Origin of the sequence: Brevibacillus sp. SIMBA_040 (assembly GCF_046535075.1) — a bacterium.
Taxonomy (GTDB): Bacteria; Bacillota; Bacilli; order Brevibacillales; family Brevibacillaceae; genus Brevibacillus.
Map to the genome: position 1 here is coordinate 166,047 of NZ_JAWRXI010000004.1, position 16,291 is coordinate 182,337.

General features: G+C 48.0%; 14 protein-coding genes. 8 read left to right on the forward strand and 6 right to left on the reverse strand.

Translation table 11 applies throughout. The annotated features are described in order from the left end of the window. Window positions 1–83: 83 nt before the first annotated feature. The gene (locus SB752_RS08705; protein ID WP_410715278.1) at window positions 84–1,832 is read left to right on the forward strand and encodes a phospho-sugar mutase; all 1,749 of its coding nucleotides are present in this window, start codon (window positions 84–86) and stop codon (window positions 1,830–1,832) included. Here the strand turns inward: SB752_RS08705 and SB752_RS08710 are convergent. Next, on the reverse strand, window positions 1,829–2,536 hold the full coding sequence (locus SB752_RS08710; protein WP_410715279.1) for a hypothetical protein: 708 nt from the start codon (window positions 2,534–2,536) through the stop codon (window positions 1,829–1,831). The genes SB752_RS08705 and SB752_RS08710 overlap by 4 nt on opposite strands. A gap of 234 nt (window positions 2,537–2,770) precedes the next feature. On the opposite strand from SB752_RS08710, the gene SB752_RS08715 reads away from it, so the two are divergent. Genes SB752_RS08715 through SB752_RS08735 form a run of 5 tightly spaced genes read left to right on the forward strand, consistent with a single transcriptional unit; the run spans window position 2,771 to window position 8,532 of the window. Beyond that, window positions 2,771–3,757, forward strand: a complete 987-nt coding sequence (locus SB752_RS08715) for a GDP-mannose 4,6-dehydratase (protein ID WP_410715280.1) — start codon at window positions 2,771–2,773, stop codon at window positions 3,755–3,757. Next, window positions 3,754–4,995 (forward strand): glycosyltransferase family 2 protein, encoded by a 1,242-nt coding sequence (locus SB752_RS08720; protein WP_410715281.1) that lies wholly within the window; start codon window positions 3,754–3,756, stop codon window positions 4,993–4,995. The genes SB752_RS08715 and SB752_RS08720 overlap by 4 nt, the downstream gene beginning before the upstream one ends. A 26-nt stretch (window positions 4,996–5,021) precedes the next feature. After that, window positions 5,022–5,978 carry a GDP-L-fucose synthase family protein gene (locus SB752_RS08725; protein WP_410715282.1) on the forward strand — a complete coding sequence of 319 codons (957 nt, stop codon included), beginning with the start codon at window positions 5,022–5,024 and terminating at the stop codon, window positions 5,976–5,978. Continuing rightward, on the forward strand, window positions 5,975–7,090 hold the full coding sequence (locus SB752_RS08730; RefSeq protein ID WP_410715283.1) for a glycosyltransferase family 4 protein: 1,116 nt from the start codon (window positions 5,975–5,977) through the stop codon (window positions 7,088–7,090). Before SB752_RS08725 ends, SB752_RS08730 begins: the two co-directional genes overlap by 4 nt. Window positions 7,091–7,104: 14 nt before the next feature. Then, the gene (locus SB752_RS08735) at window positions 7,105–8,532 is read left to right on the forward strand and encodes an FkbM family methyltransferase (protein ID WP_410715284.1); all 1,428 of its coding nucleotides are present in this window, start codon (window positions 7,105–7,107) and stop codon (window positions 8,530–8,532) included. A gap of 137 nt (window positions 8,533–8,669) precedes the next feature. On the opposite strand, the gene SB752_RS08740 is transcribed toward SB752_RS08735, so the two are convergent. From SB752_RS08740 to SB752_RS08760, 5 genes are all read right to left on the reverse strand, one after another. Then, complete coding sequence (locus SB752_RS08740) at window positions 8,670–9,557, reverse strand: NAD-dependent epimerase/dehydratase family protein (RefSeq protein WP_410715456.1); 888 nt, start codon at window positions 9,555–9,557, stop codon at window positions 8,670–8,672. A 37-nt stretch (window positions 9,558–9,594) separates the two neighbouring features. Further along, window positions 9,595–10,362 carry a glucose-1-phosphate cytidylyltransferase gene (rfbF, locus tag SB752_RS08745; protein WP_410715285.1) on the reverse strand — a complete coding sequence of 256 codons (768 nt, stop codon included), beginning with the start codon at window positions 10,360–10,362 and terminating at the stop codon, window positions 9,595–9,597. Further along, entirely contained in the window at window positions 10,359–11,450 is a 1,092-nt protein-coding gene (gene rfbG / locus SB752_RS08750) for a CDP-glucose 4,6-dehydratase (protein WP_410715286.1), read from the reverse strand. The genes rfbF and rfbG overlap by 4 nt, the downstream gene beginning before the upstream one ends. A gap of 5 nt (window positions 11,451–11,455) precedes the next feature. Next, window positions 11,456–12,823: a sugar phosphate nucleotidyltransferase gene (locus SB752_RS08755; RefSeq protein ID WP_410715287.1), complete on the reverse strand. Its 1,368-nt coding sequence runs from the start codon at window positions 12,821–12,823 to the stop codon at window positions 11,456–11,458. Window positions 12,824–12,989: 166 nt separating this feature from the next. Then, complete coding sequence (locus SB752_RS08760) at window positions 12,990–13,865, reverse strand: hypothetical protein (protein WP_410715288.1); 876 nt, start codon at window positions 13,863–13,865, stop codon at window positions 12,990–12,992. Between the two features lie 191 nt (window positions 13,866–14,056). Here SB752_RS08760 and SB752_RS08765 point away from each other — a divergent pair, with 191 nt between their 5' ends. Both SB752_RS08765 and SB752_RS08770 read left to right on the forward strand, forming a co-directional pair. Beyond that, entirely contained in the window at window positions 14,057–14,905 is an 849-nt protein-coding gene (locus SB752_RS08765; RefSeq protein WP_410715289.1) for a DUF1698 domain-containing protein, read from the forward strand. 195 nt (window positions 14,906–15,100) lie between these two features. Beyond that, a complete protein-coding gene (locus SB752_RS08770; RefSeq protein ID WP_410715290.1) occupies window positions 15,101–16,288 on the forward strand; it encodes a glycosyltransferase family 2 protein in 1,188 nt (395 codons plus the stop codon). Window positions 16,289–16,291 lie beyond the last annotated feature (3 nt).

The window sequence follows — 16,291 nt, forward strand, 5'->3', positions numbered from 1 at the left end:
GTACCTCTTGCGCTTCACTCCCTTCTGGTAGCAGTAATACCTTACATAACAAGGACTTTTTTCGATGAGGAGTGAATCGAGCAATGAAAGCTGATTGGCAAACAAACTATACTCGCTGGAATGAGTTTGCAGCTCTCGATCCTGCGCTGCGGGAGCAATTAGATTTGATCCAAATGGATAGCAAGCATCTGGAGGATTGCTTTTATAAACCGATTGATTTTGGAACAGGGGGCATGCGTGGTGTCATGGCGCCCGGAATTAACCGAATAAACATATACACCATTCGCAAAGCAAGTGCTGGTCTTGCCCGCTATTTACTTGAGCAAAATATCGATGTCGCGGCAATCAAAGTCGTGATCGCATACGATTCCAGACAGCACTCCAAAGCTTTTGCCATGGAAACAGCAAAGGTTCTCGGAAAATACGGCATCACCTCTTGTTTATTCTCCAAGCTGACACCGACACCCCTGCTCTCTTTTGCCGTACGCCATCTCGGTGCTCGTGCTGGAGTCGTAATTACTGCCAGTCATAACCCTCCCGAATACAACGGCTACAAAATTTATGGCAGTGACGGAGGACAAATCCCTCCTCATACTGCGTCCCGCATCCTTGAAAAAATGGACGAGGTGGGAGACGAGCTGCTTGTCGAGGTCACCGATGAAAGCGAGCTGCTCGAATCTGGACGTCTACGCATGTTGGAGAATGAGATTTTTGACGCGTATTTGACTTGTCAGGAGCAGCTTCGCTTTTCCTCTGCGCGTCTCGTTTTGCAGGCGCACCAGCCTCGTATTGTTTTTTCGCCATTGCATGGGACTACGTACGACCCGATCTTGCATGGTCTAGTAGATCGTGGGTTCCAACAAGTAAGGGTCGTACCCGAACAGGCCAATCCTGATCCTGAATTCACATATGCAAGCTCACCCAACCCGGAGAATCCCGAAGCATTCAGACTCGCCTTGAAATATGCACGAAAAAAGGGAGCAGACCTGATTATTTGTACCGATCCTGATGGCGATCGTCTGGGAGTCGCCGTTCGCACACAGCCCAATCAGCACATCATCCTGACCGGTAATCAGGTCGGAGTACTCCTGCTTGACTATCTCCTCTCACACAAAAAAGCTGAGAGCAGTCTCCCAGCTAACAGCGTGGTAGTAAAAACCATTGTTACATCGGAAATGGTCCGTGCGATCGCAGCGTCCTACCATATCGGCACAGTGGACACCCTAACCGGCTTTAAGTACATCGGTGAAAAAATGTACGAATTTGAGCAAACCAGGCAGTATCATTTCCTGTTTGGGCTGGAAGAAAGCTGCGGGTATTTATACGGTGATTTCGTCCGTGACAAGGATGGTGTGCAAGCCGCCTATTTACTTGCCGACGCTTGTGCTTATCAGCTTTCCCAAGGCTCAAGCCTCTATCAGCGATTACAACTCCTTTATCAAAAGTACGGCTACTACCAGGAGGATTTAGTCTCCATTACGTATACAGGTCGGGACGGGATGGAAAAAATGACAACGCTCCTCACTTCCATCCGCCAGGCTCCACCAAACGCACTCAGCGGCCGCATCATAACTACATTCGAGGATTATAAGACAGGATTACGCCATGACCTTTTGTCAGGAGAAACCATTGGCCACTCCCTACCCACGAGTGACGTGTTGAAATTCCATTTGGAAAAGGAAGCCTGGTTTTGCATCCGCCCTTCTGGCACAGAACCGAAGCTAAAGCTGTATTTCGGCGTCAAGGAGCAGTCTGAAGAGTCCGCTCAGACTCAGCTTGCAGCGCTGAAGCAGTACGTACTTGATTTCCTGCGCCGTCTTATGCCCAGCTAAATCTCTACAATAGGTCCGCTTCCTTGTGGATGTCCGCCTTGGTTCAGCCCATAGCTCGGCGGATGATATGCTTGTTCAGGAGTCAGCGCAGGAAAGCCCGATTTCTTGCATAAGTCACGCCTGATAAAGAATGCATTTACCCCCTTCGAATCTGTTCCAATCAAATCATAGCCGAGCTGGTTGCCCAATTCGGCCAATGAGGTCAGACTCGCACCGAAATAGGTGGTTCCATTCCACATAAACTGCGGATCATACGCGACCACCATTTTTTGCGGCGGCGGAAAAGAGGCATTGTACTCCATGATGACGACACGCGGCTTGAAGGAAGCAAGTGCTTGCCACACCCAGTAATCAATACCGTCTAGATCGATAGTAAGCAGGTCAAATTCTATCGGTACATGCAGCTGTGCGAAAATCGCAGCAATATTTTCTCTCGTAATAAAAGAATAGTGAGTAACGACGTTAGGAAATGCAGCATAGTTTGCTCGCAAATGCTGGTAGTTTAGTGGGTGACCCTCGATCATGACCCCGGACCAGTGATGCGAGCATGCTACATTTTTGGACATGCATTCCAGACCGCTCTGCACGCCAAATTCAACGAAATAACGATTGGTGGTTCCGATCCGCGAAAACAGCTCTTCGATGATACCATCCTCGCCGTTTTGTGAGAAAATACGTTTTTCATAATTGTTAATCCGCTCCATCCGACCTAGCCCCTCCCTTCCTTTCATGCACGTTTCTATATTCGTATTTTGTCTATAGCCAAAAGGCGTGTTCGTTTGCTACTTTTTACAGAAAAAGGCTGTTCTCAGCAAGTCAAAAGACATTCGCCGTGCCAGTGTGCGCTTGATTGTACTATATATAAAACATCTGCTTCCTTGACAAATGATTATCCAGCTCGCTTTGTAAGGAACATCATGAACAAGGGGGGGCGCCTCTTGAAAGCACTCATTACGGGCATTACCGGCTTTGCAGGCAGTCATTTAGCTGAGTATTTGCTCGCTCGCGGCAATATCGAAATCTATGGAACATACCGCACACGCAGTCGGATGGACCATATTTCGCATCTAGTAGATCGCATTTCGCTGGTCGAATGCGAACTTACGGACCCCCATGCGGTCGATCAGATGATTAAGCTCATCCGACCAGAACAGATTTACCATCTTGCGGCGCAGAGCTTTGTCCCAACCTCTTGGAACTCCCCTGCCGATACACTCACGAACAATATTGTCAGCCAGCTGCATCTTTTTGAAGCGGTACGAAAATGGGATGTGGACTGCAAAATTCAGGTAGCATGCTCCAGCGAAGAGTACGGTATGGTTTATCCCGGGGAAATCCCTGTTCAAGAAAATAATCCTCTACGCCCGCTCAGTCCATATGCGGTGAGTAAAATCGCTCAGGATTTCCTCGGCTATCAGTACTTTCAGAGCTACGGTCTCTCAATCGTCCGTACACGAACCTTTAATCACACAGGGCCACGGCGGGGAGAACACTTCGTCACCTCCAATTTCGCCAAGCAAATCGCACAAATTGAATTAGGCTTGCAGCCCCCTTATGTCGATGTGGGAAATCTGCAGGCCAGACGTGATTTTACAGATGTCAGAGATGTGGTCAAAGCATATTGGCTCTCTCTTGAGCGCGGAGAACCGGGAAGCGTCTATAACATTTCCTCAGGGACGACGAGAACCGTCGAAGAAGTTCTCCAGACACTCCTTACCTTCACGACGGCCAATGTCCAGATCCGCGTTGATCCCAAAAGGCTTCGCCCATCCGATGTAGACATTCTACTAGGAGACTCCAGTCTGTTTCAGGAAAAAACCGGATGGAAGCCGGAGATTCCCTTTCACCAGACGATGGAGGATCTGCTTGAATATTGGAGAAACATCCTGCGCTGCAAGAAGCAAAGGGAGGGAGACAAAAAATGAGGAATCCGGGACTGCCTCTGATCAGCGTCATTACTCCCTCCTTTAACCAGGCTACCTTCATCAAGCAAACAATCGAGAGTGTTCTCATGCAGGATTACCCCCATATCGAGCATATTGTGGTCGATGGAGGATCTACTGATGGGACACTTGAGATTTTGAACAGCTACCGTTATTTAGGCGAGCGCTTTCGCTTTGTTTCCGAACAGGATCGCGGACAATCCGATGCAATAAACAAAGGGCTGAGCATGGCGAGTGGCGAGATCATCGGCTGGTTGAATTCGGATGATACGTATTTGCCTGGTGCTGTTTCCAAAGCCGTATCCGCTCTAACCATGAATCCTGCATGGTCGATGGTGTATGGAAACGCCTACCACATTAACGAGCAAAATAAATTCATAGGTGTATATCCTACCAAACCGTTTTCACGCCAAAGCCTTTTTCTGTTCTGCATCATCTGTCAGCCTTCCGCTTTTGTGCGTAAAGAAGTCTTCCAGTCTGTCGGCGGAGTTGATGAGAGCCTTCATTATTGCATGGATTACGATTTGTGGATGCGTATCTCCAAAGCCCATCAGGTCGGGCACATCGGCGATTTCCTTGCCGCTTCACGCTTACATGCAGCCTGCAAATCCATTGCTCTGGAGGTCGAGCTGGGACTCCCTGAAATTCTCAAGACGAGCATACGCCATTTCGGCACGGTGGCGAACGACTGGCTCTATCACTTTTTAACTCACTATCCGCAAAAAGGTGTCCACTGGTTTCTCGATCTGTTCAAGGCACACTACGTATTCGGAAAGACGCCGATTTTGGTTGACAGCAATCGTTATTCCAGCTCCTGGGTTCCACCGCGCTACCGTTTATCATTGTTCGTCGATCCACTCACCCCGATGCAGGCGCTGCTCATCAAGGGTGTAAATACACTGTTCAACCAACCCATGCACGTGCATGTACTAATCAACAATGTCCCAGCTGCCTATCACGTCATTCCTGCCGGTCATTTTGAGACGTGTATCACTCTCCCCGTCCACGAACCCAATTCTACAGTTGAACTCGTATGCAGCCGCCAGCAGCTCATCTCTTCCCCGGAGGATGCGTCGATCCGCCAACCAGTTAGCTTTCAGGTCCAGCATGTATTTCCCTTGTCCGCACAGGAGCAGCAATTTTATATGCAGTTCAAGAAAAATCCCCAGCAAGTGGCTGGTTGGCTGCTGAAAAATCGTCATCCTGTGCCAGCGTTATGAGCCTAAAAAAGGAAGGTGTTGCATACATGAATCTGTCGGAAAAACGGATCGTCGTTACCGGCGGAGCAGGATTTCTGGGTAAACACGTCGTGGAAGAGCTTCACTTAAAGCAATGCCAGCACGTGTATGTTCCCCGAAGTCGCGACTTTGACCTACGCAAAGAAAACGACATCCGCCACATGCTGCAAGCCTTCGAACCAGAAATCATTATCCATCTCGCTGCTGTCGTCGGCGGGATCGGCGCCAACCAAAAGAATCCTGGCAAATTTTTTTATGACAACCTCATTATGGGCACCCAGTTGATTGAGCAAGCCCGACTATTTGGCGTCGAAAAGTTTGTAGCTATCGGGACGATTTGCTCGTACCCCAAATTTGCAACGGTGCCTTTTATGGAGGAAGATTTGTGGAGCGGTTACCCGGAAGAAACGAATGCCCCTTATGGTATGGCGAAAAAAATGATGCTGGTTCAGTCGCAGGCTTACCGCGAGCAATACGACTTTAACTCCATTTACTTGTTACCCGTTAATTTATACGGTCCACACGACAACTTCGACCTGGAAACCTCTCATGTAATCCCGGCGATCATACGAAAATGCATCGAAGCAAAGCAAAGAAAGGAACAGGAGATTGTTTTGTGGGGAACCGGAGAAGTAACACGTGAATTCATCTACGTAGAGGATGCAGCCCGTGCCATTGTAAACGCGACTGAATCCTTTAACTCCTCCGATCCCATCAATATCGGCTCTGGCGAAGAGACCACCATTCGCCATCTGGCAGAAACGATTCAACAGCTCTGCGGCTACAAGGGACAGATCGTATGGGACTCAAGCAAGCCGGATGGCCAACCACGCAGGCAGCTCGATACTCGTAAAGCAAAAGCAGCTTTCGGCTTTGAGGCGAGTACTCCGCTGCTCAGTGGCTTGCAAAAAACCATTGAATGGTACTGTCAGCATGTGCTCGGCAACGAGGTGAAGACTCCATGAGAATTGGTGTGAATTTGCTTGCTGTCATCCCTGGCAAAATCGGGGGCATGGAGCAATATGTACGCAATTTGCTCTCCTACTCCATTCAAACCCATGATCAGAATCAGTGGTTTCTTTTTCTAACCAAAACCAATTACCATACGTTTCCGAACCACCCCAAAATTCAAAAGGTCATGATGCATGAACATATCGATTCCCAGACCCAGTTTCATAGCTGGATTCGCAGTCTGCGTCTGGACCTTTGGTTCTGTCCTTTGCTGGTCCTCAATCCATTTGATGTGTCCATACCGAGTGTGATTAACATTCCGGATATTCAGCACGAGTACTATCCGCAATTTTTTGATGCCAATCAATTGTCATGGAGAAAAACAACCTATCAGGCATCAGCGCTGCGGACCAATGCCGTACTGACGCTTTCCGAGTTTTCCCGGGCAAGCATGATCGAAAAATTCGGGCTACCTGCCCATCAGGTTCATGCCATCCACCTCGACTCCGCACACGAATTCTCTCTTCCTTATGATTCGGCGATGAACCAACGCGTCAAGCAAAAGTACGCATTACCAGACCATTACGGCTTTTATCCAGCCAATACGTGGTGGCATAAAAATCACGTCAGCCTCCTTTCGGCCATCGCTCATTTGCGCGATGTACATCAGGTACGAATTCATATGGTTTTCACCGGCGCTCCTCAGGAAGCTCACGGACAAGTGATGCGCTCCATTGCCGAGCATCATTTAGAAAATCAGATCACGTGGCTAGATTACATTCCTCAAAATGAAATGCCCTACGTGTTCCGTAACGCTTACTTCCTCTGCTTCCCCTCCCTTTTTGAGGGCTTCGGTATTCCTTTGGTGGAGGCGATGCGGACGGAGCTTCCCATCATCTGCTCCAATTCTGGCAGTATCCCCGAAATTGTGGGCGAAGCAGCTCTGCAGTTCAATCCTGTGTCTCCTGAGGATATCGCCAAAAAAATCGTGGAAGTACACGATGTCAACACGAGAGAAAGTCTGATCAAAAAAGGCATGGCACAAGCAAGCAGATTTTCCTGGGCAAAATGCGCGCAACAAACGCTGTCGGTCTTGCACCGCGTCGCAGGGAGATCATTTTCCTAGAAAGGAGTATGCATATGTCGCGAATGAATCAAATTCGCCAGATGTGGCAAACGGAGTTGCGCGTTCCCTCTGGTCTTACTGCACAGGAGGCTTGGGACTTCTGGATACTGGAATCCCCTCCTTACGATGTAAAAACGGCAGCTGTCAAAGAGTATGGAAGCAGGCACCAAATACGTACACTTATCGAAACTGGAACCTTTCACGGATACATGGTGGCAGCTCAGAAGCAGCATTTTAATCAGATTTATTCCATTGAATTGGATGACGCGTTATTTCTGGCAGCCAAAAACAATTTTGCTGGGGAAGCCCATATTTCCATCCTGCATGGGGATAGCAGCAAGGTGCTTCCGAGCTTATTGGCATCGATTAACGAGCCATGCCTGTTCTGGCTTGACGGTCACTACATTCCTCTTTCCATAGAGTCAGCCAAGGGGGATCTCGACACTCCTATTTTGGAAGAGCTGGCCACTATCTTATCGCATCACGTAACAGACCATGTCATTTTGATTGACGATGCCCGCTGCTTTATCGGACCCAATCCGTTGCTTAAGGATTACCCTACAATCGAGGATCTGAAGCAGTACGTCGCCACTCTGCGTCCTGACCTGCATTTCGAGGTGAAAAATGACATCATACGTATCCACCCGCCTCGGACATTAAGTGCGACAAAAACGGTTCAGTTTCGTCTGCCCTTTGATCAGAAAAGCTTCTTGATTCACGGCAGCCATTCTGATCAGAGTGTTCTTTATTATGTGGAAATGGCCGATGGTCTATATGAGGATTATGTCATCAACCTTTTGCGAAAGGTTGTCCAGCCCGACTATGTTTGTCTGGATATTGGCGCCAATCTCGGTACCATATCGCTTGCCTTGAGCTATCTAGCACCTTCTGGCAAGGTGTATGCGTTTGAACCATCGAGCATCAACTACCACTTTTTGACGAAAACGCTTGAGGATAATCAGATCCAAAATGTAGAACCGGTTCCATTGGGCGTATTTGACCGAAACGGTACCATCGAATTTTGCGAGGTCGATCGCGGTGGCGGCTGGTCCTTCGTCGCCAGTGAAGCAACCTCAGCTGCAACGGATACCATTACCTGCACGCGGCTGGATGACTGGGTTGCGGAAAAGAATTTGTCCCGAATTGACCTGATAAAGATCGATGTCGAAGGCTCAGAGGTCCAGGCATTGACTGGTGCGGTTCAGACATTCAAAAATTTCAATCCTGATCTCGTCATTGAGTTCAATCCTGACAATCTGCGCGGCTATTTCGGCAAAGATCCCAATGAGCTCTTTCTCAGGATCTTCTCCCTATACAACCATGTCTATTTGATCAAAAGGGATGAGTCATTAGTTGAGATCAGTACCTATCATGAACTGCTTGAATTAATCAAGCCATTCCACGGAGATTTGTTCTGCACAAACAAGACCATTCTTCGATAAACTCAAATCCGTCTAAAGTGGGCGACCTAGAAAACGTGGCAGCTAAGCTGACCATGTTTTTTGGTCTATACTCCGTCCTATACAAAAAAGACGGACAGAGGAAGCTAGCACCCTGTCCGTTTTCTTCATTCTTTTGTTTATGCGAGTCCTTCTATTTTCATCATCTTAGCAAGCCCAGCGTCTAGCTCCACGTTGCTTTTCCATCCAAGCGTTTTGAGAGCTGTCGTGTCAGCTCGTGAGCACATAATCTCCTGGTCACGATACGGAATCGCTCCGAATTTCAACTGCGCAGATGACTTGGTCAACGAGTGTATTTTTTGTACCAGCTCGCGAATGGGGGTAGCGTGACCTGTTCCCACCTGATATTCACTAAACCCTTTTGGCAATACCATACTCTCGCTTAGAAGTACGAGATACGCCTCTACTACATCATCTACGTACACAAAATCTCTCTTCTGTTCTCCGGGGGTAAGAGCTATTTCTATGTTTTTTCTCATACATTGCCTCATCACAAATGGGATGAACTTGGTCGGCTGATCACATGGTCCGTACACATGCTCCAGCCGTATATTGACAAACCTCGTCTGATGTATGGCAGATAAATACTCGCCCCACTCCGCGAACTGTTTTTTGGTCAGATGATATCCGAGCATGTATGTTGCCTGCGACGAGAGTGCCCTACGTGAAAAGGTGTCTGTATTCAGGAACAGACTGGTGCCATACTTGATCGAAGCTTGCAGGAGTCGGAGCGGAAAGACGACGTTCGTCTCAAGCAGTGCTGCATCCGATTCATCACGCCGCCCATATGCGGTTGCCGTATGAATAATGGCATCAAAAGGCTGATGGCGCTCAAACGGTACGCATAAATCTGTCATATCCAGATCGTAGCTGCTGATATCGCTCACAATATCTGTCAGACGCGCGCAATCCGAAAAGCTTCTCTTGAGAATGACGACATGATGATGATTTCGCACCAGAGCTCTTGCCAGATGGCTTCCCAAAAATCCGGTAGCTCCCGTAAGCATGATTCTCAAGCTCTTCTGCCTCCCCGCATCTGTCCTCCTACTTCCACTCCGCCTTTCCACTTTTCCATAGCGACTCCAGGTAGTTTTTATCCCGCATCGTATCCATCGGGTGCCAAAAACCTGTATGCTTGTATGCAGCGAGCTGTCCGTTCTGGGCTAATTGCTCCAGGGGCTCACGCTCAAAGACAGTTTCATCCCCAGCCAAATAAGAAAAAACGTCCGGCTCCAGAACGAAAAATCCGGCATTTATCCATCCTCCGTCGCCATTTGGCTTTTCCTGAAAGCCCCTCACTTGATCATCACTGCCAAGGTCTAAAGCACCAAAGCGACCTGGAGGCTGCGTAGCTGTAATCGTAGCCAGCTTTCCATGTGCGCGGTGATAGGAGACCAGCTTTTCAATATCGATGCTGGAGACACCATCTCCATAAGTGAGCATAAATGGAGCGTTTCCTACGTACGACTGGATTCGCTTGATTCTGCCCCCTGTCATTGTATCCTTGCCTGTGTCAATCAGCGTGACCTTCCACGGGTCCTGGCATGGATTATGCAAAGTCATTTCATTGCCCTTTGAAAAATCAAACGTAACATCTGACTGGTGCAAAAAATAGTGCGCAAAGTATTCTTTGATCAGGTAGCCTTTGTAGCCTAGACAGATGATAAAGTCATTGTAGCCGTACCGGGAATAGGTGGACATGATATGGCAAATAATCGGTTTATCTCCTATCGCTATCAGGGGCTTTGGTTTAAGCTGTGATTCTTCTCCAATCCGTGTGCCATATCCCCCCGCCAAAATGACCACCTTCATGAAGCCCCCTCCTTCAAATAATGATCAATCTGCTCCAAGCAAACTTGCTTCATATCCTTTTTTTGCTGATAGGCTCTTGTCCACTCCATAATGGCATCGAGCGCTTGCTCCAGTGACCAGCGAGGATGCCAGCCCAGCTGTGAGATCGCCTTTGCACAATCTAGCTTTAAGTACGTCGCTTCGTGAAAGGGAGAGTCTGAAGTGATTTGGTAGGAAGCCTGTGCTCCCCATTTCTCACACATACGCGCGGTGATCCACTCTACCGTTTTGGCATCCCCTGGGTCGGGACCAAAATTCCAGCTTGATGAATAGCGCCGCGGGTCCTCCCATAGCTTCTCTGCCAGCAGCAGATAGCCGCACACCGATTCGAGGACGTGCTGCCACGGGCGTATGGCTTGCGGATTTCGGAGCACGACCTTATCTTTGTTCAATAGGCTTAGAATCAAATCGGGGATGAGCCTGCCAAAGGTCCAGTCTCCTCCTCCTATCACATTACCTGCCCGTGCAGTAGCTATCCCGAGCTTTCCGCCAGCAGCATCGGATTGGAAAAAGGATTGTCGATAGCTGGCTGTCACCAATTCGGAGCACGCCTTGCTATTCGAATAAGGATCATGCCCACCCAGCGTGTCCACCTCACGATAACCCCAGGGCCATTCCTTGTTTTCGTAGCATTTGTCTGTCGTTACATTGATGACAGCCCTGATCGGCACCTGTGCCAGTGCGGCTGTTCGTACCGCTTCAAGCACATGAACCGTCCCCATCACATTTGTCTCATAGGTGGTAAGCGGATCAAGATAGGACATGCCAACCAAAGGCTGTGCTGCCATATGAATTACGATATCTGGCCGTGCCTCCATGACTGCCTTTGTTATGTCTTCCTTTTGGCGGATATCTCCGCAAATATGCTTATGGAGTACTGATTCCAGGTTACATAGCTCAAATAAATTGGGCTTTGTCTGCGGGGCAAGTGCGTATCCTGTTATCTGTGCGCCGAGCGCGTGCAGGACCAGACACATCCACGAGCCTTTGAAGCCTGTATGGCCTGTCAAAAAGACTCTTTTATTTTTCCAGAATACGTTATCTAGCATCATTGCTACTCACTGACCATTTCGAGAATGTCGTTCCAGCTCATGCCTATGCGAACAATATCCTCTTCTATTAACTTGCTGCCCATCTGCACCTCGATGATATCCAAATCACTGATTGCTTTGATGGCATGCTTGGCACCCACTGGTATTTCTAACACATCCCCTGGGCGAATGCGAAATAAGCGGTCATTCAGGACAAAATCACCTTCACCCTCCACGACCATCCACACCTCGCTTCGATAGTGATGGTATTGGTAGCTCAAATTTTTGCCGGCATGAATATGAAGCCGCTTCGTCAAAACCTCTACTTTTTCACTCATTCTCTGAAGTTGCAAAACATGGTACCAGCCCCATCTTCTCTCCTCAAACATAGGACGCTGACTCCAGTCCCTTGCGATATCCTTGACGACATGACTTTTTTCCTTGGCAGAAACCAAGATGCCATCTGGACTAGCCGCAATTACCAAATCTGACACCCCAATCGACACGATCGGCAGGTCCAACTCGTTGATGACATGCGTATTGCCACTCTCTTCCAGATGCACGCGTCCCACAGAATGCTCGCTCATTTCCTCTGTCAGCGTATTCCACGTACCTAAATCCTTCCAATCACCTGCGTATGGGACGACCACGACATGCTCTGCCTTCTCCACCACTTCGTAGTCAAAGCTTATTTTAGGCAGCTGTGTGTATGTTTGAAGTAATTGGTCATGAGCAATCGGAATGTTTCTTTTGTCCATCTCCTTCAGCAAATAGCCCAGACGAAAAGCAAAGACGCCACAATTCCATAAAGCTTGCTTGGACAGCAGTCCTTTCGCCTGTTCTTCCGTTGGTTTTTCCGTAAATCGGGCTACTTTTCGGTATTGCTGAGATTCGTCTGCTACGGGCTCCGGCACAATATAGCCGTATTTGGTTGACGGGTACGTAGGCTTCACACCCATTAAGGCCAAATCTGCACCCGAAGCCTCGATCACTTTCTCCAATTGCTTTAGCTTCTGGAAAAAATGATCCTCCACAAACGAGTCGACAGGCATAACCGTTACAATCTCATCCGGGCCCAATTTTTTCACACTGTGCAGATAGCTCGCTACTAGCGTAATTGCCGGAAATGTATCCCGTTTTTGCGGCTCCAGTATGAGTGGTATATTCGTTCCGAGTTGACTATATATCAGGTCTACTTGTGATTGGCTTGTCGAGATAAAGGTCATATCCAGACACTGGTTGGAAGCGAGCTGCCTCCACATTCTCTGGACCATCGATTCTGGACCGCCGTTTGGACTCTTAATCAATTTTAAAAATTGCTTGGAGCGAACATCGTTGGAGAGCGGCCACAACCTTTTCCCTGAACCGCCCGATAGCAATACCAGTTTCATCTAGGCCACCTCTGTCCGTTATACTTCATGCATGAACCATCATATGAAAGCGGAAATAGCGATGACCGTTTTACCCGCTAAAATGGTCGATTCTCCCGACTGTTACGACTTCTTCCATAGGCAAAACCCCCGTTAACTACATAACGGGGGTACACATGTACAATCATTACACCACAGGTGTCCATTGTCCTGTCAGATAATCGTAATACTGGGCGCCTGTACTTTGCGGAATGTTGGAAAACAAGAAATCGTGCATGAAGTTTTTTGACTCTAATCCTTGAAAATGCAGGGAGTTTATTCGTTTGTACGAGCCGCTGGCCAGGTCCTTGCAGTAGAGGATTCCTTGATTCACATACACTTTTTTCTTGTTGGCAAGAGCTTCAGCCCAAAGTGGCCGATTTATATTTTCATCGAAAAAGGAATCTCCGAATGTCCCATGCGTATGCGTCTGCCCAGAGTAGTGTCGAAAATACAGCAAGCAGAGCACCATGTCAGAGACGAGAGGAACTCCGTTTATGACTTGATCATATTCGATCGTTATTTTTACGAGCTGACGGAATAACGAGGGATTGACAAAGTACTTCATCATGAGGTTGCAAAAACGATCCAATGTGTCGATGCCTACGAAACTTGTCCATGCAAATTCCATGGAAAATGGGCGAAACTCTGGTTTGGAAACATTTGTATACAGCATCACATCAGAATCGACATAAAAGCAGTTCTGCATGCCTCTCTTTCGCATGAAATCACGCAATATGAACCATCGCTGGAAGCAAAAAAGATTATATTCGTAGCTCATCACGTGCATATGCTGATAAACCTTGGCAAAGCTTTGGGCTGTCACCATATGGTAATCCATCAGCTCGTGGATGATTCCGGCCGTCGCAAATTTTTGATTCGTCACTTTCCCGAGCAGGTAGACGGGTGAATGGGGGTTGCTTAACTTGGCTTGCCGCAGGCTGTAGGTAAGATAATCGTCATCTCCCCTGTGCATGAATATGATAGGCAAGGTCATCGCTTCCGCCCCTCCTTTGGTATTCATTCTTCCTTTCACCGTATTCACAAAAAGCAGGCTCGGAAACGGCCAACTGTCGTGGGCTTCCTGCCTAAATTTTTGTTCATCTATGTGAATTTGGGGCTTCTCCCCCGTATCCCGTGAACCTAAGTGTACATATCGTAAAGATAGCGTGATGACATTTTTTGATCGCTCTTTTCAAAAAGGAGGGAACAACAGTGGGAGGAACATGGACAGACAGTGAAATTTTAGCTGAGATCGGAAAACGCAGCTGGTACCATAAAATCTCGCTTCGCCCAGGTATATCTACACCAGGTCTCGCGATTTTGGAACCACTGTGGGAGAGTACTCGCAGATCGAGGCAGCACTTGAATTATGCTGGAAAACGCGTCCTCGACATCGCTAGTTTTGACGGCATGTGGGCTTTTGAGGCAGAACAGCTCGGGGCATCTCTTGTTGTAGCAACGGACTGCATGCAGCCCCTTTACTCCAATTTTGAGTTGTGCAAAGATATACTGGGCAGTAAGGTTCTTCCCCTATACAACATCTCTCCCTATACACTTTGGGAGGGCCTGAAGGTGTTGTTGATGGACGACTTTAACACACCACTCCCGTTTCCACAGCAAATTCGCCACAACTTGTTCGACATCGTCCAGCATACCGGACTGCTTTATCACGTGCGCGATCCATTGTGGACGATCTCGCAAGCACGAAGCGTCGTCAAAACGGGTGGACACTTGCTCCTCGAAACCGCTTGTATCCTCGATGATAAAGAATCAAGAATGATCTTTAACGGGCCTCCGGGAAGCATGAATCGGATTTATCATGATATCACCACGTATTGGGTGCCTTCGATAAAATGTCTCAAGGAAATGCTTGCAAGTACACTATTTGAACCTCTTCCCCACACCATTCAAACGATCAGCTCTGGCACCAAAAACAACTACCCGATCGGCCGTGTCACCATGGTGGCAAGGGCAATCAGCGGCCCGGAAACTGCTGCGGACTCTTATGCTGAATTACTGCGGATTTATCGGAATCCAGGATTAGTCCCAGACTACTTGTAACATGTATCACTTTTCATATCAGAGTGGGTGCCATTCCTTAGAGCGGCCGCACTCTTTTTTTATTTTGCTTTACGCTGCTCTTTTGATTGGATTCAAAATAAGAAATGTATCCCGATACCAATGCTTCTCCTTGTACATATCCTATTTCAGGCGTGCCGTTTTTGGCTTTGGAAATTTTTGAAAGGAGTGGCACACATGTCTACCCCCCAGCTTCCTCTCGTCAGTATCGTGACGCCTTCCTTTAACCAGGGAAGATTTATCCGCGAGACGATTAACAGTGTTCTACTTCAGGATTACACCAACATTGAGATGATTGTCATAGATGGCGGCTCGACAGATGATACGCTCGCTATTTTACAGGAGTACGCTCAAGCAGACAGCCGTTTTCGCTATATCTCTGAGCCAGACCGCGGACAATCCCACGCGCTTAACAAAGGTTTTTCCAGAGCGCAAGGATCCATCATTGGCTGGCTGAACTCCGATGATACCTATTTGCCAGGTGCGATTCGCAAAGCTGTGCAAGCCTTTTTGCAAAACCCGAATTGGGGTATGGTTCATGGCAAATGTCAGGTCGTCAATGAACATAGCCAAGCAGTAAATACGTTTCCTTCCGATCACGCAGATGCCAAACAGTTATTTTATACATGCTGTGTCTGTCAGCCTGCCGCCTTTATTCGCAGTCATGTGATCGCACAAATGGGTGGTGTGGATGAAAAGCTTTACTTTTGTATGGACTATGAGCTGTGGATGCGGATTGCCAAATTTCATCAAATCGGCTTTATACCTGAGTATTTTGCAAATGCTCGCATTCATGCCACTTGCAAATCCATGACCCAGTGGCACTCGATCGGGATTCCAGAAGTGTTTAAATCGTTAGCGAAGCATTATTTGAGTATACCTAGTGGATGGGTGTCCCATGTATCCCAATATCGCGGTTTGGGCGTGATTGAATTATTAAAGCAGTACAAGACCTTCCCTTCCAACTCAGCGAGAATCACAAGCATGAACCGCTTTCCCGACTTGTGGGCACCGCCTGTCCTGCGGGTAATGCTAGAATCTGATCCCAGCAACCCGTCACACATTCTGTTGCTGAAAGGCTCTGTTCCTGGTCCTACAGCCAAAGTGACAAAACCGTTCACCCTGACTGCTTTGGTAAACGGCGTCATGGCTAAATCATTTACAGTCGAAAAGCCCATTTTCGCCATTGAAGTCCCGCTCGATCCACGGACACATATTCATCGGGTCGATATTGCTTCCTCCAGTATTGGCCCTGCTACTCCGCCACAAATCCACAACAAGCTCGTAGGCGGTTACAGGGCTGATGAAGTGATCCCGCTTTCACACGATGAGTTTATCGTCTACCATACCTTTTCACGTAGCTGATTT